Raw genomic sequence first — 24247 nt, 5'->3', positions numbered from 1 at the left:
ATGAAAAGTAATAAAAATACTGATGTTACAGAAAAAAAGTTAGTAGAAGAAAATAGTGACATTACATTGGTTAAACCAAAAGTAAAAAGAGTTACAAAGAAAAAAACCGAAAAAGTGTACTCAGAAGAAGATTTAAATGTTGCATTATACTATGAAATATCAAGTACTATATATAACAGTTTAAATAATTTAATTGTTAGAAAATCTATTTTTGCTAATGAAGAACTTTTAAAAATTTTAGAATTACAAATTTCTAATTTATTTTTTCTTGAAAAAGAACTAAAAGAATTAAAAGATAAAAAGTATGCAATAGAATTTTTGCAGTTAATTTCTAATTTGGTAAATCGTAGTTTGAGTATTACTAAAAGTTCTCCTAAAAATCGTATTGAAATTCTTGAAGAGCGTAACTTATTAATAGTTACAATTACTAATATTTGTAAGACTGTGGAAAAAGAAACTCTTGAACGAATAAGACAGTTTGATAATAATACTTTTAATGAATTAAATGATCAAATTACTGCATTAAATAATTTTAGTGATGATGCTACTGAGGTTAAGCCAAGTGTTACTCCAAATAATCAGAATGTTGATAATAATGTTGATACAAATCCTAATATTGGTGGCATTGGGAATCTAGGTAATAATTTAAATATTAATAATCTTGATAATAATAGTTTAGCAAATTTAGCGAAGTTAGGTGTATTACCGCAACATCCCGCCACAAATCCTAAATTTTACCCTTATATGAATAAACCAAAATATATTCCACTTTTAAAGAAAATATTATCAGCTTTTTTCTTATTAACAACAGTGCTAGCAATAGCTACTTATATACTAACTTATTTTATAGCAGGTACTTTTCAAATTAAAGATAATATTACATCACCCGTTTATTATAATTTTGCACAACAATCAAAAACTATAGTTTTCACTATTGTTACAACAATAGTTTTAAATGGAGGCTTTTTATATTCAATTTTAAAACCACCAAAATTAGGTCGTGATTTATATCGAACATCATATTTTTTAATAGTTATTTTAATTTTTTGAATAATTTATACAATTTCAAATTTATTTTATATGACAACAGATGATTCATTATTAAGAACATTTACTTCTTTTTTAGATAAAGGTGACAAAATTAATCCTAATGCTTTACCCTGATTAAAAGGATTAGCAACTTTTAAAGCTTTTCAAATATTAACATATATTACAGCAGCATCAGCAATTTTACCAATTGCTATTATACTAGTTATTGCTATTCTTAATCCAAAAATTGATCGTAATAAAATTATGAGAGCCAATTCGGAATATCAAAATGTTATTAATAATGCTTTAAGTGGTAAACCCTATGAAATCGATCCATCACTTTTTGATGATAGTTGAGATAATGATAATAAAAAAGATACAAAAGATCATAAATTTTGACGTAATAGTGATTTATTTAAATAATAAAATTAAAAAGGACTTTTAGTCCTTTTTAATTTTATTATTTTTAATTATTAGTTTTATTATGCTTGTCAACGTAATTTTGAACTTGCAACTATTGTGTAAATACCAATCAATCCAAGTGCAACTCCTAGATATATTCCATAAGTTGTTGTAAAAGTAAAACTTGTTCCACTTAAAGCTTGAATAAATGGATCCATAGCGTATTTGAATGGATTAAAGTAAGTTGCGTATTTTAAAACAGGACTACTATTAATTAACTCAGCCGGGAAAAATACCCCACTTAAAAGTGCAACTGGAAAATAAATTACATTTGATGCTGCAACTAAAGCAGTTACTGATTTGAAAATTGAGGCTAATAACATTCCTAAACCCATTGATGAAAAGAAAATTAAGATAATAAATGAGATAGATTCTCCAATAAAATTTGCTGTTACTATATTACTTCACCCATAAGTACCACCAAACATAATTCCAGCTCATAATAAAGATCAGGTGGTTGGCCCTTAATTACTGGACCATTTTTGATATAAAATTCTAAATTTTAATTTGTAAAATTGGTGGTTTTAGAAATTTAGAATGTATTCTTTCATAATTATAAAACATAACATATTGATTTACATCATTTATAGCTTCATTGATGGATAAATATTGATTTGATCCTTTAGGTAGTCATTCTTGAGATAAATGAGAAAATCAGTTTTCAGATAATACATTACCACCAATATCATAAGGTTGTTTTTTGCTTAAAATTATTTGTTTATCCTCTGCTCATTTTGTGATATCTTGACAATAAAATTCGTTGGCGTTATCTGAATGTAAAATAACATTTTTTATTTGATTTCAAGAAAATTGTTTGTTGATTTTTTCAAGAGCAGGAAGAATTAAATCCTGATATGATTTATTAGGAGCAATATTATAACTAACAACATTATTTGAATAAAAATCAATAATTACAAAAAGATATAATCATCCTTCTTTAGTATTTATTTGTTTAGTGTCCATTGATCAAATTTGATTTGAAGAGGTTGTACTTTTATAATCTTTGTTTACTTTATCCATTGTAGGTATTCACTTATTTGGATTTTTTTTGTTTTTAGGATAGTTATTTTTAGTTTGTTTTAATCCTTGAATATTGTGTTCTTTCATAATTTTTCGCATTTGTTTTATTGATAATTCTATATTTAAAATGATATTTTTTTCTTGTTTTAATCACTCTTTAAAAGCTGAAAAAATTCTTAAATATCCATAAATTCTGCCTTTTCTTGTAGAATGAAATTCGATTAAAAGTTGGCATATTTTTTGATATTTATGATTGCATTTAATAATATGATTTTCGGTGGTTGGCCCTTAATTACTGGACCATTTTTGATATAAAATTCTAAATTTTAATTTGTAAAATTGGTGGTTTTAGAAATTTAGAATGTATTCTTTCATAATTATAAAACATAACATATTGATTTACATCATTTATAGCTTCATTGATGGATAAATATTGATTTGATCCTTTAGGTAGTCATTCTTGAGATAAATGAGAAAATCAGTTTTCAGATAATACATTACCACCAATATCATAAGGTTGTTTTTTGCTTAAAATTATTTGTTTATCCTCTGCTCATTTTGTGATATCTTGACAATAAAATTCGTTGGCGTTATCTGAATGTAAAATAACATTTTTTATTTGATTTCAAGAAAATTGTTTGTTGATTTTTTCAAGAGCAGGAAGAATTAAATCCTGATATGATTTATTAGGAGCAATATTATAACTAACAACATTATTTGAATAAAAATCAATAATTACAAAAAGATATAATCATCCTTCTTTAGTATTTATTTGTTTAGTGTCCATTGATCAAATTTGATTTGAAGAGGTTGTACTTTTATAATCTTTGTTTACTTTATCCATTGTAGGTATTCACTTATTTGGATTTTTTTTGTTTTTAGGATAGTTATTTTTAGTTTGTTTTAATCCTTGAATATTGTGTTCTTTCATAATTTTTCGCATTTGTTTTATTGATAATTCTATATTTAAAATGATATTTTTTTCTTGTTTTAATCACTCTTTAAAAGCTGAAAAAATTCTTAAATATCCATAAATTCTGCCTTTTCTTGTAGAATGAAATTCGATTAAAAGTTGGCATATTTTTTGATATTTATGATTGCATTTAATAATATGATTTTCTTCTTTTTTAATAGGTTTTTGTTTATTTTTTAAAAAGTAATATGTTGATCTGTTTAATTGAAGATATTGACATAGGTTTCTAATTGAATATTGATTTTTACAATCATCAATAATTTTAATTTTTTCTTTGATATTTAATTTGTTAATTACTAATGCTATTTGTTTAATTTTATCCATTAATAAAAATCCTTTCAGGTTAAAATTAGTGTTAATTATATAACACAATTGTTTTTAGAATACATTCAGGTTTTTTAAATTAATGGTCTAGTAAAAAGGGCTAAGTGGCAAGTGGCAAGTGGCACTTACAAAAATAACTATGTTTAATTAATTCTAGTAAATATAATTAAATGACTAGAAAGAGTGAGTTACAGATGGCTAAAAAGCAAAATATTAATAATAATGATCCAATATCAAAAGCAGTAGATTTATTATTAGAAAATACTGAAGATTTAACAACAGTTTTTAAAGAGAAAGGATTGTATAAAGAATTAACAAAAAGATTAGTAGAAAAAATGTTGAATTCTGAGATGCAAAATTATTTAGGATATGATAAGAATCAACATAGTAATAGTGACAATGCTCGTAATGGTATAAGTTCAAAAAAATTAATAACTCAACAAGGTAAAATTGAGATTGATGTACCACGAGATCGCAATAGTAATTTTAATCCTGTAATAGTTGCAAAAAGACAAAGAAGATTTGATGGTTTTGATCAACAAGTTCTTTCTTTATATGCAAAAGGTATGACATTATCAGATATTAGAATGCAATTACAAGAGTTATATCATGGTGCTGATATTAGTGAAAGTGTTATTAGCCAAATTACTGATGATGTGATTGATGATGTCAAAGCATGACAAAATAGACCATTAGAAAGTGTCTATCCGATTGTTTATTTTGATTGCATAATAGTGAAAGTACGACAAGATAAAAGGATTATTAATAAATCAGTTTATATAGCTTTAGGAGTTGATTTAGAAGGTAAAAAAGATGTTTTAGGTTTATGAATTAGTGAAAATGAAGGTGCTAAATTTTGATTAGCAAATTTAACAGAAATGAAAAATCGTGGCTTAAATGATATTCTTATTGCCTGCAGTGATAATTTAACAGGCATGTCAGAAGCAATACAATCAGTTTATCTTAGAACCTGTTTAAAATCTTTTAGAGAATAGGATAAAATGATTATATATTTTAAAATAAGAGGTATATATGTGTAAAAATTATCCTAGTAATGTTAGCAAAGAGCAATTTGAAAATATAAAATCAATTTTAGAAAATACTAAAAAGAGAACTAAACCAAGAAGTTTAGATTTATATGAAGTATTTTGTGCAGTTTTATATGTATTAAAAAGTGGTTGCCAGTGAAGAATGTTACCAAAAAATTTTCCAAAATGACAAATTGTATATTATTATTTTCAAGCTTGAAGTAAAAATAATGATAAAGAACCTAGTGTATTACAATTAGTTTTAAAAAAAATTAGTCAAGGCATTTCGTATCAATAATGGTAGAAAAGAACAAACTAGTTTTTGTATAATTGATTCACAAAGTGTTAAAAATACAGATACTACTAAAAATAAAGGTTATGATGCTGGTAAAAAGATTTCAGGAATAAAGCGTCATATTGCTGTTGATTCTCAAGGTTTACCACATGCAATTTACATAACCACAGCAGAAAAAACAGATCGTAATAGTGCTATAATAATGATTGAAAATAAAAAAGAGAATCTTTCTGCAGTTCAAAAAATACTAGTAGATGCTGGTTATACTGGTGAAAAATTTGCTTCTAAAATTAAAACAATTATAAATGCAAATGTTGAAGTTATAAAACGTAATGAATTACATTCTTTTGTAGTATTACCAAAAAGATGAGTTGTAGAACGAAGTTTTGCATGATTAGAAAAATGCAGAAGATTATGAAAAAATTGTGAAAAAAAATTAAATACTAGCTTACAAATGGTTGTTCTTGCCTTTATTTCAATTTTATTGAAAAGATTTTAAACAGGTTCTTAAAACAGAACATCAATTATGCATAGTTCATCAAATTAGAAATAGTTTGAAATATGTCTCATATAAGCATCGAAAATCTCTAGTTGCAGATTTAAAACCAATTTATACTGCATGTAGTGAAGAACAAGCAATGCAGGCTTTAGAATCGTTTGAAAGTAAATGAAATAAACAATATCCTCAAATTGCTAAATCTTGATATAAAAATTGAGATAATTTAATGGTTTTTATTAGTTATCCAGTAGAAATCAAAAGAGTGATTTATACTACAAATGCTATTGAATCTGTAAATAGTCAATTACGAAAAGTTATCAGAAATAAAAAAGTTTTTCCTAATGATATGGCAGTTTTTAAAATATTTTATTTAGCAATTGAAAATAGCCACTTGCCACTTGCCACTTGCCACTTAGCCCTTTTTACTAGACCATTAATTTAAAAAACCTGAATGTATTCTAAAAACAATTGTGTTATATAATTAACACTAATTTTAACCTGAAAGGATTTTTATTAATGGATAAAATTAAACAAATAGCATTAGTAATTAACAAATTAAATATCAAAGAAAAAATTAAAATTATTGATGATTGTAAAAATCAATATTCAATTAGAAACCTATGTCAATATCTTCAATTAAACAGATCAACATATTACTTTTTAAAAAATAAACAAAAACCTATTAAAAAAGAAGAAAATCATATTATTAAATGCAATCATAAATATCAAAAAATATGCCAACTTTTAATCGAATTTCATTCTACAAGAAAAGGCAGAATTTATGGATATTTAAGAATTTTTTCAGCTTTTAAAGAGTGATTAAAACAAGAAAAAAATATCATTTTAAATATAGAATTATCAATAAAACAAATGCGAAAAATTATGAAAGAACACAATATTCAAGGATTAAAACAAACTAAAAATAACTATCCTAAAAACAAAAAAAATCCAAATAAGTGAATACCTACAATGGATAAAGTAAACAAAGATTATAAAAGTACAACCTCTTCAAATCAAATTTGATCAATGGACACTAAACAAATAAATACTAAAGAAGGATGATTATATCTTTTTGTAATTATTGATTTTTATTCAAATAATGTTGTTAGTTATAATATTGCTCCTAATAAATCATATCAGGATTTAATTCTTCCTGCTCTTGAAAAAATCAACAAACAATTTTCTTGAAATCAAATAAAAAATGTTATTTTACATTCAGATAACGCCAACGAATTTTATTGTCACGATATCACAAAATGAGCAGAGGATAAACAAATAATTTTAAGCAAAAAACAACCTTATGATATTGGTGGTAATGTATTATCTGAAAACTGATTTTCTCATTTATCTCAAGAATGACTACCTAAAGGATCAAATCAATATTTATCCATCAATGAAGCTATAAATGATGTAAATCAATATGTTATGTTTTATAATTATGAAAGAATACATTCTAAATTTCTAAAACCACCAATTTTACAAATTAAAATTTAGAATTTTATATCAAAAATGGTCCAGTAATTAAGGGCCAACCACCGATTGTAAAAATCAATATTCAATTAGAAACCTATGTCAATATCTTCAATTAAACAGATCAACATATTACTTTTTAAAAAATAAACAAAAACCTATTAAAAAAGAAGAAAATCATATTATTAAATGCAATCATAAATATCAAAAAATATGCCAACTTTTAATCGAATTTCATTCTACAAGAAAAGGCAGAATTTATGGATATTTAAGAATTTTTTCAGCTTTTAAAGAGTGATTAAAACAAGAAAAAAATATCATTTTAAATATAGAATTATCAATAAAACAAATGCGAAAAATTATGAAAGAACACAATATTCAAGGATTAAAACAAACTAAAAATAACTATCCTAAAAACAAAAAAAATCCAAATAAGTGAATACCTACAATGGATAAAGTAAACAAAGATTATAAAAGTACAACCTCTTCAAATCAAATTTGATCAATGGACACTAAACAAATAAATACTAAAGAAGGATGATTATATCTTTTTGTAATTATTGATTTTTATTCAAATAATGTTGTTAGTTATAATATTGCTCCTAATAAATCATATCAGGATTTAATTCTTCCTGCTCTTGAAAAAATCAACAAACAATTTTCTTGAAATCAAATAAAAAATGTTATTTTACATTCAGATAACGCCAACGAATTTTATTGTCAAGATATCACAAAATGAGCAGAGGATAAACAAATAATTTTAAGTAAAAAACAACCTTATGATATTGGTGGTAATGTATTATCTGAAAACTGATTTTCTCATTTATCTCAAGAATGACTACCTAAAGGATCAAATCAATATTTATCCATCAATGAAGCTATAAATGATGTAAATCAATATGTTATGTTTTATAATTATGAAAGAATACATTCTAAATTTCTAAAACCACCAATTTTACAAATTAAAATTTAGAATTTTATATCAAAAATGGTCCAGTAATTAAGGGCCAACCACCGTTATAATATTGCTCCTAATAAATCATATCAGGATTTAATTCTTCCTGCTCTTGAAAAAATCAACAAACAATTTTCTTGAAATCAAATAAAAAATGTTATTTTACATTCAGATAACGCCAACGAATTTTATTGTCAAGATATCACAAAATGAGCAGAGGATAAACAAATAATTTTAAGCAAAAAAACAACCTTATGATATTGGTGGTAATGTATTATCTGAAAACTGATTTTCTCATTTATCTCAAGAATGACTACCTAAAGGATCAAATCAATATTTATCCATCAATGAAGCTATAAATGATGTAAATCAATATGTTATGTTTTATAATTATGAAAGAATACATTCTAAATTTCTAAAACCACCAATTTTACAAATTAAAATTTAGAATTTTATATCAAAAATGGTCCAGTAATTAAGGGCCAACCACCGTGAAATTTTAAAAGATAATCTTACTTTTAATTTTTTTTAAAATAAAAAGTTTAATATTGTATAAAAATATTGATAATTTTTTAATTTACTAATATAATTGTTAAAGTAAAATAAAAAATAGGAGCTGACATGAATGCATTCAGTGAAAAAATCACCATCATCAGACAACAAAGAAAACGAAGAACGAACAAGTAGTGAACAAGAGTTTCAACGTCTTTTAAAAGGATTTAGTAAAAAGGCCCAAGAGACTAAAAGAGCAGAAAAAAGACATAAACATTTTCTTTCTGCGCGTGATGAAAAACGCGAAAAACAAAGCGCTGCTGCTAAAAAGAAAAAACATCGTAAGTAATAAAAAGGAAAAAATGGTAATCACTGTTAATTATTATTGGCGGTGATTTTTTATATGAAATATCCTTTTGTTCAACAAGAAACAGAAAATGATTGTGGTTTGGCATGTCTTGCTATGATATATAGGTTTTATTTTAAGAACCTGTTTAAAATCTTTTAGAGAATAGGATAAAATGATTATATATTTTAAAATAAGAGGTATATATGTGTAAAAATTATCCTAGTAATGTTAGCAAAGAGCAATTTGAAAATATAAAATCAATTTTAGAAAATACTAAAAAGAGAACTAAACCAAGAAGTTTAGATTTATATGAAGTATTTTGTGCAGTTTTATATGTATTAAAAAGTGGTTGCCAGTGAAGAATGTTACCAAAAAATTTTCCAAAATGACAAATTGTATATTATTATTTTCAAGCTTGAAGTAAAAATAATGATAAAGAACCTAGTGTATTACAATTAGTTTTAAAAAAAAATTAGTCAAGGCATTTCGTATCAATAATGGTAGAAAAGAACAAACTAGTTTTTGTATAATTGATTCACAAAGTGTTAAAAATACAGATACTACTAAAAATAAAGGTTATGATGCTGGTAAAAAGATTTCAGGAATAAAGCGTCATATTGCTGTTGATTCTCAAGGTTTACCACATGCAATTTACATAACCACAGCAGAAAAAACAGATCGTAATAGTGCTATAATAATGATTGAAAATGAAAAAGAGAATCTTTCTGCAGTTCAAAAAATACTAGTAGATGCTGGTTATACTGGTGAAAAATTTGCTTCTAAAATTAAAACAATTATAAATGCAAATGTTGGTGGTTGGCGGTGGTTGGCCCTTAATTACTGGACCATTTTTGATATAAAATTCTAAATTTTAATTTGTAAAATTGGTGGTTTTAGAAATTTAGAATGTATTCTTTCATAATTATAAAACATAACATATTGATTTACATCATTTATAGCTTCATTGATGGATAAATATTGATTTGATCCTTTAGGTAGTCATTCTTGAGATAAATGAGAAAATCAGTTTTCAGATAATACATTACCACCAATATCATAAGGTTGTTTTTTGCTTAAAATTATTTGTTTATCCTCTGCTCATTTTGTGATATCTTGACAATAAAATTCGTTGGCGTTATCTGAATGTAAAATAACATTTTTTATTTGATTTCAAGAAAATTGTTTGTTGATTTTTTCAAGAGCAGGAAGAATTAAATCCTGATATGATTTATTAGGAGCAATATTATAACTAACAACATTATTTGAATAAAAATCAATAATTACAAAAAGATATAATCATCCTTCTTTAGTATTTATTTGTTTAGTGTCCATTGATCAAATTTGATTTGAAGAGGTTGTACTTTTATAATCTTTGTTTACTTTATCCATTGTAGGTATTCACTTATTTGGATTTTTTTTGTTTTTAGGATAGTTATTTTTAGTTTGTTTTAATCCTTGAATATTGTGTTCTTTCATAATTTTTCGCATTTGTTTTATTGATAATTCTATATTTAAAATGATATTTTTTTCTTGTTTTAATCACTCTTTAAAAGCTGAAAAAATTCTTAAATATCCATAAATTCTGCCTTTTCTTGTAGAATGAAATTCGATTAAAAGTTGGCATATTTTTTGATATTTATGATTGCATTTAATAATATGATTTTCTTCTTTTTTAATAGGTTTTTGTTTATTTTTTAAAAAGTAATATGTTGATCTGTTTAATTGAAGATATTGACATAGGTTTCTAATTGAATATTGATTTTTACAATCATCAATAATTTTAATTTTTTCTTTGATATTTAATTTGTTAATTACTAATGCTATTTGTTTAATTTTATCCATTAATAAAAATCCTTTCAGGTTAAAATTAGTGTTAATTATATAACACAATTGTTTTTAGAATACATTCAGGTTTTTTAAATTAATGGTCTAGTAAAAAGGGCTAAGTGGCAAGTGGCTTATCTTGTCGTACTTTAACTACTATACAATCAAAATAAACAATAGGATAAATACTTTCTAATGGTCGATTTTGCCATGCTTTTACATCATCAATAACATCATCAGTAATTTGGCTAATAACACTTTCACTAATATCAGCAGCATGATATAACTCTTATAATTGCATTCTAATATCTGATAATGTCATTCCTTTTGCATATAAAGAAAGAACTTGTTGATCAAAACCATCAAATCTTCTTTGTCTTTTTGCAACTATTACAGGATTAAAATTACTATTGCGATCTCGTGGTACATCAATCTCAATTTTACCTTGTTGAGTTATTAATTTTTTTGAACTTATACCATTACGAGCATTGTCACTATTACTATGTTGATTCTTATCATATCCTAAATAATTTTGCATCTCAGAATTCAACATTTTTTCTACTAATCTTTTTGTTAATTCTTTATACAATCCTTTCTCTTTAAAAACTGTTGTTAAATCTTCAGTATTTTCTAATAATAAATCTACTGCTTTTGATATTGGATCATTATTATTAATATTTTGCTTTTTAGCCATCTGTAACTCACTCTTTCTAGTCATTTAATTATATTTACTAGAATTAATTAAACATAGTTATTTTTGTAAGTTACACAGATTACTAAACATTACCAATAAAAGTGCTAAAATTGAAATAAATATTGAAATAAATGATGATCAATTTCTTTTTCATCAATTAGAATTTTTATATTAATAACCTTTATTAGTAATTTCAGTTTCAGTTTCAACATATTTTATTGTAATTTCATGGTTTCCTTTAAATAATAGTTCTTTTATTAAAGAGTCTGATGAATTTCTAAGAACCTGTTTAAAATCTTTTAGAGAATAGGATAAAATGATTATATATTTTAAAATAAGAGGTATATATGTGTAAAAATTATCCTAGTAATGTTAGCAAAGAGCAATTTGAAAATATAAAATCAATTTTAGAAAATACTAAAAAGAGAACTAAACCAAGAAGTTTAGATTTATATGAAGTATTTTGTGCAGTTTTATATGTATTAAAAAGTGGTTGCCAGTGAAGAATGTTACCAAAAAATTTTCCAAAATGACAAATTGTATATTATTATTTTCAAGCTTGAAGTAAAAATAATGATAAAGAACCTAGTGTATTACAATTAGTTTTAAAAAAAATTAGTCAAGGCATTTCGTATCAATAATGGTAGAAAAGAACAAACTAGTTTTTGTATAATTGATTCACAAAGTGTTAAAAATACAGATACTACTAAAAATAAAGGTTATGATGCTGGTAAAAAGATTTCAGGAATAAAGCGTCATATTGCTGTTGATTCTCAAGGTTTACCACATGCAATTTACATAACCACAGGAGAAAAAACAGATCGTAATAGTGCTATAATAATGATTGAAAATGAAAAAGAGAATCTTTCTGCAGTTCAAAAAATACTAGTAGATGCTGGTTATACTAGTGAAAAATTTGCTTCTAAAATTAAAACAATTATAAATGCAAATGTTGAAGTTATAAAACATAATGAATTACATTCTTTTGTAGTATTACCAAAAAGATGAGTTGTAGAACGAAGTTTTGCATGATTAGAAAAATGCAGAAGATTATGAAAAAATTGTGAAAAAAAATTAAATACTAGCTTACAAATGGTTGTTCTTGCCTTTATTTCAATTTTATTGAAAAGATTTTAAACAGGTTCTAAGAACCTGTTTAAAATCTTTTAGAAAATAAAGTAAAATCATTATATACTTTAAAAGTAAGAGGTGTATATGATTAAAAATTATCCAAGTAATGTTAGTAAAGAGCAATTTGAAAACATAAGAACCTGTTTAAAATCTTTTAGAGAATAGGATAAAATGATTATATATTTTAAAATAAGAGGTATATATGTGTAAAAATTATCCTAGTAATGTTAGCAAAGAGCAATTTGAAAATATAAAATCAATTTTAGAAAATACTAAAAAGAGAACTAAACCAAGAAGTTTAGATTTATATGAAGTATTTTGTGCAGTTTTATATGTATTAAAAAGTGGTTGCCAGTGAAGAATGTTACCAAAAAATTTTCCAAAATGACAAATTGTATATTATTATTTTCAAGCTTGAAGTAAAAATAATGATAAAGAACCTAGTGTATTACAATTAGTTTTAAAAAAAATTAGTCAAGGCATTTCGTATCAATAATGGTAGAAAAGAACAAACTAGTTTTTGTATAATTGATTCACAAAGTGTTAAAAATACAGATACTACTAAAAATAAAGGTTATGATGCTGGTAAAAAGATTTCAGGAATAAAGCGTCATATTGCTGTTGATTCTCAAGGTTTACCACATGCAATTTACATAACCACAGCAGAAAAAATTAAAACAATTATAAATGCAAATGTTGAAGTTATAAAACGTAATGAATTACATTCTTTTGTAGTATTACCAAAAAGATGAGTTGTAGAACGAAGTTTTGCATGATTAGAAAAATGCAGAAGATTATGAAAAAATTGTGAAAAAAAATTAAATACTAGCTTACAAATGGTTGTTCTTGCCTTTATTTCAATTTTATTGAAAAGATTTTAAACAGGTTCTAAGATTAATTTTAGAAAATAGCAAAAAGAAAACAAAACCAAGAAGTTTAGATTTATATGAAGTGTTTTGTGCGGTTTTATATGTATTAAAAAGTGGTTGTCAATGAAGAATGTTACCAAAAGATTTTCCAAAATGACAAATTGTATATTATTATTTTCAAGTTTGAAGTAAAAATAATGGCAAAGAAACTAGTGTATTGCAACTAATTTTAAAAAAAAATCAGTTATAAAAATTCAAGTCAATAATGGTAGAAAAGAACAAACTAGTTTTTGTATAATTGATTCACAAAGTGTTAAAAATACAGATACTACTAAAAATAAAGGTTATGCTGCTGGTAAAAAGATTTCAGGAATAAAACGTCATATTGCTGTTGATTCTCAAGGTTTACCACATGCAATTTACATAACTACGGCAGAAAAAACAGATCGTAATAGTGCTATAATAATGATTCAAAATGAAAAAGAAAATCTTTCTGCAGTTCAAAAAATAATAGTAGATTATCGTTATAGTGGTGAAAAATTTGCTTCTAAAATAAAAGAAATTATAAACGCAAATGTTGAAGTTGTAAAACGTAATGAACTACATACTTTTGTATTATTACCAAAAAGATGAGTTGTAGAACGAAGTTTTGCATGATTAGAAAAATGCAGAAGATTATCAAAAAATTCTGAAAGAAAATTAAATACTAGTTTACAAATGGTTATTCTTTCATTTATTTCAATTTTATTGAAAAGATTTTAAACAGGTTCTAAAAGTAAAACGTAATTTTTTATTTAAAGAAACTTCTTTATTTAAAGTGTCTTTATCTGTTCATCAATATCCAACATCGCTAAATTCTTCTCAATCTTTTTCAAAGGAAGAAATATTGAAATTATTTTTTTTATTTTTGAAGTTCAAACTCTTACAACATAAATATTATTTTTTGATATTAAATTATTTTTTAAAAGAAATAAGTTTTGATTAAGTTTATTAATAAAATCATTAGTTTTTAAATTATATTCAGTGTTAATATTTATATATTTTTTACTTAAAATATAATCTCAAGCAAAATTATTCATTCCTTTTATTCAATCATCATATAATTTTTGTGTATTAACTTCTATTTTAAAAATAATAGTATTATTTTCATTATGTATTTGATAATCTGAATAATTTTCAGGTTTTAAAAAATGTAAAGGACTATCAAAATAAACACTATTTGTTGAAATAGTTTCTTTTAAAAAATTAAATTTTAATAATTCTAAATTATTTTTTTCAATATTATTTAATCTTTTTTTAATCCAATTTTTCTTTAACATTTAATTTTCCAATTTAATTATATTTATTATTTAATTGATAGCAAATCATTAAATTTTCTAATAACATGGCAATAGTCATTGGTCCAACACCACCAGGCACAGGAGTAATTGCTGAAGCGGTATTTTTCATTATTTCAAAATTAATATCACCAACAACTTTTTTTTCTTTACCTTGATAATTAATTGCTACATCAATAATAACAACATCACGTTTAACTTGACTACTATTAATAATATTATAGACACCAGTAGCACTACAAATGATATCAGCTTCTTTAGTATAAATAGTTAAGTCTTTGGTTAATTTATGAACAATGCTAACAGTTGCTCCCATATTAGTTAATGATAAAGCCAATGGTTTACCAACAATATTACTATCGTTAATGATAGTAATATTTTGTTTAGAAATGGGAATTTGATAGTGATTTAGTAATTTTAAAATACCTTTTACTGTACAAGGCAACATTGCTTTTTTATCACCTTGTAATAATTTTCCGGCATTAATATTTGTTAAACCATCAACATCTTTATTAATAGTAATGCTATTAATAATTGCTAATGTATCTAAATGTTTTGGTAGTGGTAATTGTACTAAAATTCCATCAATATTATTGTCACTATTTAATTGTTCAATTTTATTAATTATTTCTTTTTGTGTTACTGTTGTTGTTAGTGAAAATACTTGTCCATCAATACCACATTCTTGACATGCTTTAATTTTAGTTCGTACGTACATTTGTGATGCTAAATCTTCACCAATAATTATTACTGCTAGTTTAGGTTTGCGATTAGTAATAGTTATTACTTGTGATTTAATTTTTGCTTTAATTTGCTGGGCAATTATTTTACCATCTAAAATTTTTATCATATGTGTTCACCGTTTCTTAATTTATCCAATTAATACGTTTTCTTCAACTCTACTTATCGTTGGTTTTGATTTACGATCACTTCAAGCAAGAACAGTAGTTGATACTCCTAATTGTCCCACAAACATGACAAAAATTAAACTAAGTTGACTAAAAATACCTAATTTGGAATTATCAAATAATGAAAGTCCTGTTGTTCCAAAAGCACTTGAAACATCAAAAATTACTTGTGCAAAGGTCATATCAGAATTATCTGTTAAAAAAACATTTTCAATTGTGATAATCATTACTGATACAAAAACGGTGGTTGGCGGTGGTTGGCCCTTAATTACTGGACCATTTTTGATATAAAATTCTAAATTTTAATTGGTGGTTGGCCCTTAATTACTGGACCATTTTTGATATAAAATTCTAAATTTTAATTTGTAAAATTGGTGGTTTTAGAAATTTAGAATGTATTCTTTCATAATTATAAAACATAACATATTGATTTACATCATTTATAGCTTCATTGATGGATAAATATTGATTTGATCCTTTAGGTAGTCATTCTTGAGATAAATGAGAAAATCAGTTTTCAGATAATACATTACCACCAATATCATAAGGTTGTTTTTTGCTTAAAATTATTTGTTTATCCTCTGCTCATTTTGTGATATCTTGACAATAAAATTCGTTGGCGTTATCTGAATGTAAAATAACATTTTTTACTTGATTTCAAGAAAATTGTTTGTTGATTTTTTCAAGAGCAGGAAGAATTAAATCCTGATATGATTTATTAGGAGCAATATTATAACTAACAACATTATTTGAATAAAAATCAATAATTACAAAAAGATATAATCATCCTTCTTTAGTATTTATTTGTTTAGTGTCCATTGATCAAATTTGATTTGAAGAGGTTGTACTTTTATAATCTTTGTTTACTTTATCCATTGTAGGTATTCACTTATTTGGATTTTTTTTGTTTTTAGGATAGTTATTTTTAGTTTGTTTTAATCCTTGAATATTGTGTTCTTTCATAATTTTTCGCATTTGTTTTATTGATAATTCTATATTTAAAATGATATTTTTTTCTTGTTTTAATCACTCTTTAAAAGCTGAAAAAATTCTTAAATATCCATAAATTCTGCCTTTTCTTGTAGAATGAAATTCGATTAAAAGTTGGCATATTTTTTGATATTTATGATTGCATTTAATAATATGATTTTCTTCTTTTTTAATAGGTTTTTGTTTATTTTTTAAAAAGTAATATGTTGATCTGTTTAATTGAAGATATTGACATAGGTTTCTAATTGAATATTGATTTTTACAATCATCAATAATTTTAATTTTTTCTTTGATATTTAATTTGTTAATTACTAATGCTATTTGTTTAATTTTATCCATTAATAAAAATCCTTTCAGGTTAAAATTAGTGTTAATTATATAACACAATTGTTTTTAGAATACATTCAGGTTTTTTAAATTAATGGTCTAGTAAAAAGGGCTAAGTGGCAAGTGGCGTATTAACTTTTAGTAGTTTAAATGATAGAGTAGTTTCTAGTGGTCAAAATACACTTGATTTTGTACAATATGCTTCACCAGGTAGTGGTTATGCTTTCCCAACTATTCAACAAGGAAAAGTAACATTAAATCGTACTTTAATGCGTGATATAGGAGTAAGATATAGTCATAGACAAAGTTATGGTTTAGAATTATTAACAAGTTGTTATTATTATGGAAGACCAATAATTCAAGGTCAAGAACCAATACAACAAAATAATGAAGAAATATTTGAACAAAAAGTATTTGCTTCAAGAAGATTATTTATTGCTGGTAATAATGAAAAATCTACAACTGAAGTTAAAAATAATGGTGGTTTACTTGCTGGTATAAATGATAAAATAACAACAAGTAGTCATCCAGAAACTACATTAGACTTGGTGCAAAACTAAGGTAATTCAAAATTATATATTTCTGCTATTAAATTAAATCTTAATGCAAATCTTCGTATTTTATTGCGATATTTTAAAGTTAAAATTTTAAAACGTTTTAGTTTAGCAAATACGTGTTCAATTTTAATTCTAATTTTGCTTAAAGTTTTATTGTATTCTTTTTGAATTGGTATTAATTTATTGTATTTACTTTTTTTAAATGGCAAAAATGTATTTTTATGAATATTTTGTATTCCTTGATAACCTGAATCAACAAAAACTTGTTTTTCTGGATGAATAAAAGTTTTAGATTTTAAAAGTAATTTAAAATCATGAATGCTTCCAAAACAAAAAGCGGTTGAAATAATTTTTCCATTTAAAATATCAATAATTATTTGCGATTTAAGAGTATGATGTTTGTTTTTACCCGAAAAAAGTAATTTTAGTTTTTTTTAATTCTTTCAATTGGAGTTTCAGTAGCATCAATAGCTAGTAAAGTATTATTGATTCCTTTATTTTTGATTAAATCTTTTTTGCCAGATAAATTAAAAATTCCACTTTTTATTAAAGTATTTTCAATTCAAAAAATATTACGAATGCAGCTAGTATGACTAATATTATATCTTTTTGCAATAACTCTATAACTACTATACTCTTTTCAGTATTCTAATGTCATTAATAAACGATTTTCTATTGATAATTTATTAGGTTTACCACCAACTGCTTTTTTAATTGCTTCAGCTTTTTTTAAAATTTCAACCATTTTTTGAAATGTTTGTAGTTTTATTCCCACTAAACTATAAAATTCTTGTTCATCTTTGTATTTTTTTAACATAATAATTATCACCTTTGATATTAATAATAACCGTTAAATTATTAAAATTAAAGGTTTTGCACCAAGTCTAATGAATGAATTATTAGGAAATATAACTGAAACTGAAATTGGTACAAATGTAAGTGATTTTATTGGTGCATTAGGATTTACTCCAATGTTACAATTAACAAAAGTATATTTAAGATTAAATTATGGTCAAATTGCAGCAGATACTGTAGCAAGTGGCCAATTATATAAACAATCAGTATTTGGTATGTTTTTATATAAACATATGTTTTTAAATAAAGATATGGTTAAAGATACTAAAACTGGTTTACATTTAGAAAAAACATTTGATTTAAAAAAAGTATTAGGAGTTTTTGTACATAGAAATGCATTTGCACAACCTAATAGTTTTCAAAAAATTGTTAATTTAATTGATAATAATACATTAAATCAAAAAACATTAGGTAAAGCACTTTATGGTATAACAACAGCAATTCGTGGTTGATTATCATTTATTATTATGGAAAAAATGCCAACTGCTTATGAAATTAAAGAAGCACAAAAACGTTGTTGAACTAATTGAATTAAATTAACTCCAGCAGAAAGAGAAAAATCACCAGTAACATTTAAAATTGCTGATTTTGATGATTTTAGAATTAGTTTAAATGATTTAATTTATTTTAAAAATTTAGGAAAAATAACTATGGCTGGTGATACACCAACTAATGATGAATTAGAAACTGCAATAATAAATGCTGGTAATAATGGTTATGAAAAAGGTAAAGCAACATTTAGTAATATTACATCAACAAGTGCTACTATGACTGGTAATGATAAAGATTATATTAGACTTGGTGCAAAACTAAGGTAATTCAAAATTATATATTTCTGCTATTAAATTAAATCTTAATGCAAATCTTCGTATTTTATTGCGATATTTTAAAGTTAAAATTTTAAAACGTTTTAGTTTAGCAAATACGTGTTCAATTTTAATTCTAATTTTGCTTAAAGTTTTATTGTATTCTTTTTGAATTGGTATTAATTTATTGTATTTACTTTTTTTAAATGGCAAAAATGTATTTTTATGAATATTTTGTATTCCTTGATAACCTGAATCAACAAAAACTTGTTTTTCTAGATGAATAAAAGTTTTAGATTTTAAAAGTAATTTAAAATCATGAATGCTTCCAAAACAAAAAGCGGTTGAAATAATTTTTCCATTTAAAATATCAATAATTATTTGCGATTTAAGAGTATGATGTTTGTTTTTAGAACCTGTTTAAAATCTTTTAGAGAATAGGATAAAATGATTATATATTTTAAAATAAGAGGTATATATATGTATAAAAATTATCCTAGTAATGTTAGCAAAGAGCAATTTGAAAATATAAAATCAATTTTAGAAAATACTAAAAAGAGAACTAAACCAAGAAGTTTAGATTTATATGAAGTATTTTGTGCAGTTTTATATGTATTAAAAAGTGGTTGCCAGTGAAGAATGTTACCAAAAAATTTTCCAAAATGACAAATTGTATATTATTATTTTCAAGCTTGAAGTAAAAATAATGATAAAGAACCTAGTGTATTACAATTAGTTTTAAAAAAAATTAGTCAAGGCATTTCGTATCAATAATGGTAGAAAAGAACAAACTAGTTTTTGTATAATTGATTCACAAAGTGTTAAAAATACAGATACTACTAAAAATAAAGGTTATGATGCTGGTAAAAAGATTTCAGGAATAAAGCGTCATATTGCTGTTGATTCTCAAGGTTTACCACATGCAATTTACATAACCACAGCAGAAAAAACAGATCGTAATAGTGCTATAATAATGATTGAAAATGAAAAAGAGAATCTTTCTGCAGTTCAAAAAATACTAGTAGATGCTGGTTATACTGGTGAAAAATTTGCTTCTAAAATTAAAACAATTATAAATGCAAATGTTGAAGTTATAAAACGTAATGAATTACATTCTTTTGTAGTATTACCAAAAAGATGAGTTGTAGAACGAAGTTTTGCATGATTAGAAAAATGCAGAAGATTATGAAAAAATTGGGGTGAGTAAAGTTAATAGTTATAATTTAATTTTCTTTAAATAAAAGACAAAATAAATTATTAATTGTTGGTTAAATTATATACCTTTTTATGAATATAATCAAGTGTTTTAGATTATTATTTTACAATTATAAACAACAAAAATTCCTAACTATTTAGGTTTAGATTTATTAAGTTTTAAAAAATTAAAGTAAAAGTTTTAACTTATTAATTCTTGCTGAATTAATTATAAGCATATTATCAAGTACTTTATCATTAAAAATTTTAGCACCATATCCTTTTAAAGATTTAACTAAATGTGATACATCACTTTCAGCACAAACTCCTTGATTTCAATTTTCTTTTTGATTTATAACACCATCTTTATTATTTTTAAAATATTTATATATTTGTTCATCAACTTTATTTTCTTTTAAAAAATCTAATAATTGATAATATTCACCATTAACAAATAAATCATATGCATTTGTTAATTTTTTATTATCTACTTTTCTATTAATAATAAATCCTTTTTTAAGTGCTTTAAATGCATGATGTCTATCAATTACATAAGGAATATTTTCTTTTTTAGCAGTAGTTTTAATTCAAGGTGCACCATCACCAATAAATACTAAACTACTTTTACTATAAATAAATTGTAAATCAAGAAATTCATAAATTTTATCAATTAATTCTTGTTTTTTAATTCTTTGACCATTTTTAGTTTTCATATAAGTAATTTTTTTATCTTTTAAAACGTTTCTACTTTTAGTAGATTTTTCTAAATCTTTACCTTTATTTGCACTAATTGTACGAATACGATTTTTTTGTTTTTTATTATTAAATAATGAAGATATAAAACAATCATCCATATTTATAAATAATTTTTCAGTTGGTAATACTACTTTCTTTTCCTTTATTTCTTCAATATTTATTACTGAATTTTTCATTACATTAGTCATATATGTTTTAGAAAAATTACTATTTTTTATTATATCTTGTACATCAGATTGTCTTTTACCATTACCTGAATTTTTTATTATTGTATGTTCTAAACTTGTAAGTGTTCTTTTTCTTTTTTTAATTTTTATATAATCATCTAAAGGATAATAATATTTATTAGTTTCTAATATTAAATAACATCTACGATAAAAATCATTTACTTTACCATATTGAGTATTTGGACTTCTAGGAGCGGTTTTAACATATTTATGTTTACTTTTATCATATATATTTTTATGTCAAAAATCATCATATGCTTTTAATAGATTTGTAAAATAATTTAAACCATTATTAATAATTTGATTATCAAGTTCATCATAATTAAGTTCATCACTAAGAAAATTCATAATATTAATCCCCTTCTTAATTTATGATTTGATTATAGTTTTATTAAAAATAAAATGTTGTAATTTAATAATTTTGAAAATGTTATAATTACTATATAAGTTTTAAATAAGGTGATAATATGCCAGCAAAAAGAAAAGAATTAGGAAATTATAAAGAAAAGATCAATGATTATTTTAGAGACAATAAAAATGTACCAACCAGAATGACAAAAACTGGTTTGAATTTAGCATTGGGAATTGATAGAAAATATATATTTGATTGCCGACGCTACCAGACAAAATGACAACAAAATTTCCTAAAAGATTATGATAAAGCATGTCAAAAAATTGCTAATTATTTATTACGAAGTACTATGAAAGACCCAAAATATCAATGAGAATATTTAAGAAAATGTCATCCAGAAGAATTTGATGATTTACAAAATAATTTAGAAGAACATAACTCAAAAAGTAATATAATTATCAATATTTCTGAACCTAGAAAAATAGAAAATAATGATTAGAAACCTATAATAAATATAGGTTTTTTCTTTATTTTAAAGGGAAAAAATGATATAATTTAATAAAGCGATTATGTTATTTATTAACATAAGTTACAAGGGATTATCAAAAAAGCGATTATTAACAAGGGAGTATTTTTATGTCTAATTTTGAAGTTAAAGAAAAAAAAGAAACTTATACTTTTGAAGAATTACAAGAAACTTTAAAACAACAAAGAAATGTTGTTTATGCTCAAGCAAAAGATGAATTTCTTAAAAAAGAATTAGAACCAAAAATAAATGAATATCAAACAAAAATAAAAGAATATGAAAATAAAATTAATAGTTTTGAAGAGCAACAATTATTTTCAAATATTAAAGATACTAAAAAAGTAAATTTAATTAAAAATTTAATGAGTACTGATAATTATAAATCTTTATCTAAACAAGAAGCATTTAATAAAATAAATGAAGATTATAAAGATTTTTTAATTGATAAAACAGAACCTATTAAACAAGAAAATAAACAACAAGATAATTCAATTAATCCTACTGATTTAATTTTACAATTACATAATAATTCATTAGACCATTTTAAAATTGCTCAAGATTTAAAAAATAAAGCAAAAACAGAAGGAATGACTAATAAAAAAGAATTAGAAGATTTAGTTGAAATTACTAGAAATGAAGCTTTTCAATCTATTAGTAAATAGAAAGAAGTTTTATTATGGGAGCAATAAAAATACCTGAAGCATTTTTTATTAAAGGTAATAATCCTACAGAAAATGCTATTTTAAGTGTACTTGAAGCACAAGTACGTGGTGAATTAACAAGTGAAAAATCAACAATGTTTATGCGTGGAACTTGTAGTGCTGCTCAAATTGGTGAAATGGCTGGAGTTGGTATTGCAATATATCGTGCAACAGTTCGTGTATTATGAGGTTCAACATGAGATTGAAAACAAGGTACTAAAAGACAAAAAGGTGATGTATATACAACTAAATTAGAAATTAATAAATATTTAACAATTGATTTTGAAATTCCAGAATTTGATATTGAAAGATTTATGAAAGCACCAAAAGATATTGCAGTACAAATTGTTTCAAATTGAACAGCTTCATTTATGAGAAATTTAGGAGAAAATTTAGAATTAATATTTTTAAATGGTATTCAAGATTATGCTATTGCTAAATCATTAGTATTACCTTTAGATTTAATTAATATGAATGCAGAACAAGCAAAAGAAGCTTATTATAAAATTTGAGCAAGAAATAATAAATTAATTAAATTAGTAAATTATATTACTGTAGGAACTAATAGAGAAGATTTAATGGGAGCAACTGGTATTGATAGTAATTTAGGATTATCAAAAGCATTTACTGTTTTAAATTATAGTCAAATTTCAGCAGATACATTAGCATATGGTAGAAGATATACAAGTTTAATTGCTGGTATGGAATTTTGAGAAAGTTTTTATTTAGAACAAGAATTTATTCATGATACTGAAAAAGCAATGCATTTAGAAAAAGATTATAGTTTAAAAAATACACATGGTTTTGTAGTTAATAGATATATGTGAGGTATGCCTATTTCATTTACTAAAATAAGACAAAAATTAGATAATGATACAGATAATATTAAAATTATTGGTAAATGTTTATTTGCATTACCTAGTGCTATTAGACCAAATTTAATGTATTTAATTAGACCAACTATGCCTACAGTTGAAGAAATAAAAGAAGCAAGAAAAAAAGATTTTTTAACTAATCCTAAAAATGAAAATGCAACTTATCAATCAACTTTATATGATGATATAAATAAATTAAATTTAGAAGATGTTATTTATTATAGAAATTTAGGAAAAATTACTATGGCTGGTGATAAACCTACTAATGATGAATTAGATACTGCAATAGTTAAAGTTGGTAATAATGGATTTGAAGCAACTAAAGCAGTATATAGTAATATAACTGATACAAGTGCTACTATGACTGGTGATAATAAAGATTATTATGGAACAGTAAAATTAGAATTTACTAAAAAATAATT

Annotated in this window: 25 protein-coding genes and 7 pseudogenes; 19 read left to right on the top strand and 13 right to left on the bottom strand. The window is 23.8% G+C overall.

Going from position 1 to position 24247, the window contains the following annotated elements; translation table 4 throughout:
* Window positions 1-1452 (top strand): hypothetical protein, encoded by a 1452-nt coding sequence (locus AAHM96_RS03655; RefSeq protein WP_342273602.1) that lies wholly within the window; start codon window positions 1-3, stop codon window positions 1450-1452.
* A gap of 59 nt (window positions 1453-1511) precedes the next feature.
* Here the strand turns inward: AAHM96_RS03655 and AAHM96_RS03650 are convergent, their stop codons facing one another.
* From AAHM96_RS03650 to AAHM96_RS03640, 3 genes are all read right to left on the bottom strand, one after another.
* Window positions 1512-1919 carry an ABC transporter permease gene (locus tag AAHM96_RS03650; RefSeq protein ID WP_342273601.1) on the bottom strand — a complete coding sequence of 136 codons (408 nt, stop codon included), beginning with the start codon at window positions 1917-1919 and terminating at the stop codon, window positions 1512-1514.
* A gap of 67 nt (window positions 1920-1986) precedes the next feature.
* Window positions 1987-2610: a DDE-type integrase/transposase/recombinase gene (locus tag AAHM96_RS03645; protein WP_342272751.1), complete on the bottom strand. Its 624-nt coding sequence runs from the start codon at window positions 2608-2610 to the stop codon at window positions 1987-1989.
* A 220-nt stretch (window positions 2611-2830) separates the two neighbouring features.
* Window positions 2831-3808 (bottom strand): IS3 family transposase, encoded by a 978-nt coding sequence (locus AAHM96_RS03640; protein ID WP_342272797.1) that lies wholly within the window; start codon window positions 3806-3808, stop codon window positions 2831-2833.
* A 194-nt stretch (window positions 3809-4002) separates the two neighbouring features.
* Here AAHM96_RS03640 and AAHM96_RS03635 point away from each other — a divergent pair.
* The 9 genes and pseudogenes from AAHM96_RS03635 to AAHM96_RS08470 form a co-directional block, all read left to right on the top strand.
* A pseudogene (locus tag AAHM96_RS03635) lies at window positions 4003-4779 on the top strand (IS256 family transposase); the annotation flags it as partial.
* Window positions 4780-4840: 61 nt separating this feature from the next.
* Window positions 4841-5630, top strand: a protein-coding gene (locus tag AAHM96_RS03630; protein WP_342273599.1) for an IS5 family transposase whose coding sequence is annotated in 2 segments (ribosomal slippage) — window positions 4841-5101 and window positions 5103-5630 — 789 coding nt in all. Because the reading frame shifts where the segments join, the coding sequence is not laid out codon by codon here.
* A 10-nt stretch (window positions 5631-5640) separates the two neighbouring features.
* Window positions 5641-6012 (top strand): annotated as a pseudogene (locus AAHM96_RS03625) (IS256 family transposase); the annotation flags it as partial.
* Window positions 6013-6146: 134 nt separating this feature from the next.
* Window positions 6147-7124, top strand: coding sequence for an IS3 family transposase (locus tag AAHM96_RS03620; protein WP_342272762.1), 978 nt, complete (start codon window positions 6147-6149; stop codon window positions 7122-7124).
* 325 nt (window positions 7125-7449) lie between these two features.
* The gene (locus AAHM96_RS03615; RefSeq protein WP_342272751.1) at window positions 7450-8073 is read left to right on the top strand and encodes a DDE-type integrase/transposase/recombinase; all 624 of its coding nucleotides are present in this window, start codon (window positions 7450-7452) and stop codon (window positions 8071-8073) included.
* 616 nt (window positions 8074-8689) lie between these two features.
* On the top strand, window positions 8690-8896 hold the full coding sequence (locus tag AAHM96_RS03610) for a hypothetical protein (protein WP_342273597.1): 207 nt from the start codon (window positions 8690-8692) through the stop codon (window positions 8894-8896).
* Between the two features lie 54 nt (window positions 8897-8950).
* Entirely contained in the window at window positions 8951-9055 is a 105-nt protein-coding gene (locus AAHM96_RS08480; RefSeq protein ID WP_425288760.1) for a cysteine peptidase family C39 domain-containing protein, read from the top strand.
* A gap of 44 nt (window positions 9056-9099) precedes the next feature.
* Window positions 9100-9372 carry a transposase gene (locus tag AAHM96_RS08475; protein WP_425288759.1) on the top strand — a complete coding sequence of 91 codons (273 nt, stop codon included), beginning with the start codon at window positions 9100-9102 and terminating at the stop codon, window positions 9370-9372.
* Window positions 9345-9764 (top strand): transposase, encoded by a 420-nt coding sequence (locus AAHM96_RS08470; protein WP_425288779.1) that lies wholly within the window; start codon window positions 9345-9347, stop codon window positions 9762-9764. The genes AAHM96_RS08475 and AAHM96_RS08470 overlap by 28 nt, the downstream gene beginning before the upstream one ends.
* Here the strand turns inward: AAHM96_RS08470 and AAHM96_RS03600 are convergent.
* Both AAHM96_RS03600 and AAHM96_RS03595 read right to left on the bottom strand, forming a co-directional pair.
* Window positions 9761-10738, bottom strand: coding sequence for an IS3 family transposase (locus AAHM96_RS03600; protein ID WP_342272797.1), 978 nt, complete (start codon window positions 10736-10738; stop codon window positions 9761-9763). The genes AAHM96_RS08470 and AAHM96_RS03600 overlap by 4 nt on opposite strands.
* A gap of 115 nt (window positions 10739-10853) precedes the next feature.
* A pseudogene (locus AAHM96_RS03595) lies at window positions 10854-11414 on the bottom strand (transposase); the annotation flags it as partial.
* Window positions 11415-11761: 347 nt separating this feature from the next.
* Between AAHM96_RS03595 and AAHM96_RS03590 the strand changes: the two are divergent.
* The 3 genes and pseudogenes from AAHM96_RS03590 to AAHM96_RS03580 all read left to right on the top strand — a co-directional run bounded on the left by AAHM96_RS03590 (window position 11762) and on the right by AAHM96_RS03580 (window position 14176).
* Window positions 11762-12551 (top strand): IS5 family transposase gene (locus AAHM96_RS03590; RefSeq protein WP_425288758.1). Its coding sequence is split into 2 segments (ribosomal slippage): window positions 11762-12022 and window positions 12024-12551, totalling 789 coding nucleotides; the frame shifts between segments, so codons are not numbered across the junction.
* A 196-nt stretch (window positions 12552-12747) separates the two neighbouring features.
* Window positions 12748-13426, top strand: a pseudogene (locus tag AAHM96_RS03585) (IS5 family transposase).
* A protein-coding gene (locus tag AAHM96_RS03580; RefSeq protein WP_342273595.1) for an IS5 family transposase occupies window positions 13386-14176 on the top strand; the annotation gives its coding sequence in 2 pieces (ribosomal slippage) (window positions 13386-13646 and window positions 13649-14176; 789 coding nt in all). Before AAHM96_RS03585 ends, AAHM96_RS03580 begins: the two are co-directional and overlap by 41 nt.
* A gap of 50 nt (window positions 14177-14226) precedes the next feature.
* Here AAHM96_RS03580 and AAHM96_RS03575 read toward each other — a convergent pair.
* The 4 genes and pseudogenes from AAHM96_RS03575 to AAHM96_RS03560 all read right to left on the bottom strand — a co-directional run bounded on the left by AAHM96_RS03575 (window position 14227) and on the right by AAHM96_RS03560 (window position 16988).
* Window positions 14227-14733, bottom strand: a complete 507-nt coding sequence (locus AAHM96_RS03575) for a hypothetical protein (protein ID WP_342273594.1) — start codon at window positions 14731-14733, stop codon at window positions 14227-14229.
* A 13-nt stretch (window positions 14734-14746) separates the two neighbouring features.
* Window positions 14747-15601: a bifunctional 5,10-methylenetetrahydrofolate dehydrogenase/5,10-methenyltetrahydrofolate cyclohydrolase gene (locus AAHM96_RS03570; protein ID WP_281749445.1), complete on the bottom strand. Its 855-nt coding sequence runs from the start codon at window positions 15599-15601 to the stop codon at window positions 14747-14749.
* A 147-nt stretch (window positions 15602-15748) separates the two neighbouring features.
* Window positions 15749-15841, bottom strand: a pseudogene (locus tag AAHM96_RS03565) (hypothetical protein); the annotation flags it as partial.
* A gap of 169 nt (window positions 15842-16010) precedes the next feature.
* Window positions 16011-16988: an IS3 family transposase gene (locus AAHM96_RS03560; protein ID WP_342265776.1), complete on the bottom strand. Its 978-nt coding sequence runs from the start codon at window positions 16986-16988 to the stop codon at window positions 16011-16013.
* Window positions 16989-17092: 104 nt separating this feature from the next.
* On the opposite strand from AAHM96_RS03560, the gene AAHM96_RS03555 reads away from it, so the two are divergent.
* Window positions 17093-17536, top strand: coding sequence for a hypothetical protein (locus tag AAHM96_RS03555; protein ID WP_342273593.1), 444 nt, complete (start codon window positions 17093-17095; stop codon window positions 17534-17536).
* On the opposite strand, the gene AAHM96_RS08465 is transcribed toward AAHM96_RS03555, so the two are convergent.
* Together AAHM96_RS08465 and AAHM96_RS08460 are read right to left on the bottom strand one after the other, a co-directional pair.
* Complete coding sequence (locus tag AAHM96_RS08465; protein ID WP_342273670.1) at window positions 17533-17955, bottom strand: transposase family protein; 423 nt, start codon at window positions 17953-17955, stop codon at window positions 17533-17535. The two genes, AAHM96_RS03555 and AAHM96_RS08465, sit on opposite strands and share 4 nt — an antisense overlap.
* A 2-nt stretch (window positions 17956-17957) precedes the next feature.
* Window positions 17958-18350, bottom strand: coding sequence for a transposase family protein (locus AAHM96_RS08460; RefSeq protein WP_342272745.1), 393 nt, complete (start codon window positions 18348-18350; stop codon window positions 17958-17960).
* Window positions 18351-18420: 70 nt separating this feature from the next.
* Here AAHM96_RS08460 and AAHM96_RS03545 point away from each other — a divergent pair, with 70 nt between their 5' ends.
* Window positions 18421-19206, top strand: coding sequence for a hypothetical protein (locus tag AAHM96_RS03545; protein WP_342273592.1), 786 nt, complete (start codon window positions 18421-18423; stop codon window positions 19204-19206).
* On the opposite strand, the pseudogene AAHM96_RS03540 reads toward AAHM96_RS03545, so the two are convergent.
* Window positions 19198-19593 (bottom strand): annotated as a pseudogene (locus tag AAHM96_RS03540) (transposase family protein); the annotation flags it as partial. The gene AAHM96_RS03545 and the pseudogene AAHM96_RS03540 overlap by 9 nt on opposite strands.
* 81 nt (window positions 19594-19674) lie before the next feature.
* Here AAHM96_RS03540 and AAHM96_RS03535 point away from each other — a divergent pair.
* Window positions 19675-20389: pseudogene (locus AAHM96_RS03535) on the top strand (IS5 family transposase); the annotation flags it as partial.
* A 187-nt stretch (window positions 20390-20576) separates the two neighbouring features.
* Here AAHM96_RS03535 and AAHM96_RS03530 read toward each other — a convergent pair.
* Window positions 20577-21719 (bottom strand): Mbov_0401 family ICE element transposase-like protein, encoded by a 1143-nt coding sequence (locus AAHM96_RS03530; protein ID WP_342273103.1) that lies wholly within the window; start codon window positions 21717-21719, stop codon window positions 20577-20579.
* A 119-nt stretch (window positions 21720-21838) separates the two neighbouring features.
* Between AAHM96_RS03530 and AAHM96_RS03525 the strand changes: the two genes are divergently transcribed.
* The 3 genes from AAHM96_RS03525 (at window position 21839) to AAHM96_RS03515 (ending at window position 24245) form a co-directional block, all read left to right on the top strand.
* A complete protein-coding gene (locus AAHM96_RS03525) occupies window positions 21839-22222 on the top strand; it encodes a hypothetical protein (RefSeq protein WP_342273102.1) in 384 nt (127 codons plus the stop codon).
* Between the two features lie 137 nt (window positions 22223-22359).
* A complete protein-coding gene (locus AAHM96_RS03520) occupies window positions 22360-22911 on the top strand; it encodes a hypothetical protein (RefSeq protein ID WP_342273101.1) in 552 nt (183 codons plus the stop codon).
* Window positions 22912-22925: 14 nt separating this feature from the next.
* Window positions 22926-24245 carry a hypothetical protein gene (locus AAHM96_RS03515; RefSeq protein WP_342273100.1) on the top strand — a complete coding sequence of 440 codons (1320 nt, stop codon included), beginning with the start codon at window positions 22926-22928 and terminating at the stop codon, window positions 24243-24245.
* The last annotated feature ends 2 nt before the right edge of the window (window positions 24246-24247 follow it).

It is taken from the genome of Spiroplasma endosymbiont of Acasis viretata (assembly GCF_964031275.1).
In the GTDB taxonomy this organism is placed as follows: Bacteria; Bacillota_I; Bacilli_A; order Mycoplasmatales; family VBWQ01; genus Spiroplasma_E; species Spiroplasma_E ixodetis_A.
This window is presented reverse-complemented; position numbering and strand designations above follow the sequence as displayed.